A 1209-nucleotide genomic window follows, 5' to 3' on the forward strand; every position below is an offset into this window, starting at 1 on the left:
CGCCAGCCCCGCCAGCCCCGCCAGCCCCGCCAGCCCCGTCGGCGTCGGGGCGACCGCGACGAGGGCCCCGGCGGCGACCGGGCCCGCGGTCGTCACCACGACGACGTTCCGCAGTGCCGCGAGGGGACGCGAGGTGGCGATGTCGCTCGTCACCCCGGCGGGTGGCGCGCGGGGGCTACCCGTCTGTGTGGTGCTGCACGGACGGGGTGACGACGCCCGCTCCGCGATCGGCCTGCTCGGGCTCGACACTCTGCTCACCGCGGCGATCCACGCGGGCACGGCGCCGTTCACCCTCGTCGCCGTGGAGGGCGCCGCGACCTACTGGCACCGGCGGTCCTCCGGCGACGACCCGGAGACGATGATCCTCGCCGAGGTGCTGCCGCGGCTGGGCGCCGCCGGCCTGCGCACCGCCCGGTTCGCGGCGATGGGCTGGTCGATGGGCGGCTACGGCGCGCTGCTGCTCGCCCGCCGTCATCCCGAGCTGGTCGTCGCCGCCGCCGCGAGCAGCCCCGCGATGTGGCACACCTACGGTGCCAGCGCGCCGGGCGCCTTCGACTCGGCCGCCGACTTCGCCGCGCACCAGGTGCTCGGCAGCCCACCCGCGCCCGGCGTCGCCTACCGCATCGACTGCGGCGACGCCGACCCGTTCGCCGCGGTCTCCCGCCAGGCCGTCGCGCGGCTGCACCCGAGCGAGTACAGCCTCGGCCCCGGCGGCCACACCCCCGCCTACTGGCGCTCGGTCGCCCCCGCCCAGCTCGCCTTCATCGGCGCCGCCCTGGCTCGCGCGGCCTGACCCGCGCGGCGCTCAGGTCGGCTGGTCGACCGAGCGGATGGCGTCGGTGACGGCGGCGAGGGCGAGCACGCGCACGAGGTCGACGTCGGCGTCGACCTGACCGGTCGCGGCGGCGACGAAGGCGTCGCCGTCCACCCGCGTGTGCGGCGGCATGATCGCGCGGGCCAGCCCGTCGTGGGCGCCCTGGGCGACGATCAGGCAGCCGGCCTTGCCCAGGCGGGCGTTGGTGACGACGACGCCGATGGTGGTGTTGGCGCGGGGGCCCGCGAGGTCCAGCGGGCGCCATTCCCGCGCGGCCGCCTCGAGGTCGGCCAGGCCGTCACCATGGTCGATGTCGCCGTGGGCGTTCACGGCGCACAACGCGGCGACGGCGAGCCCGCCCACCCGGCGCACCGCGTGGCCGAGCCCACCGGGCC

Annotated in this window: 2 protein-coding genes; one reads left to right on the plus strand and one right to left on the minus strand. The window is 78.0% G+C overall.

What is annotated here, in order from left to right; translation table 11 throughout:
• Positions 1 to 793 (plus strand): alpha/beta hydrolase (locus tag MXD58_RS24965; RefSeq protein ID WP_250610080.1); only part of this gene is annotated, 793 nt, incomplete at its 5' end.
• 12 nt (positions 794 to 805) lie between these two features.
• Here MXD58_RS24965 and MXD58_RS24970 read toward each other — a convergent pair.
• On the minus strand, positions 806 to 1209 hold a 404-nt coding region (locus MXD58_RS24970; protein ID WP_250610081.1), incomplete at its 5' end, for a P1 family peptidase.

Origin of the sequence: Frankia sp. AgKG'84/4 (assembly GCF_023242965.2) — a bacterium.
In the GTDB taxonomy this organism is placed as follows: domain Bacteria; phylum Actinomycetota; class Actinomycetes; order Frankiales; family Frankiaceae; genus Frankia.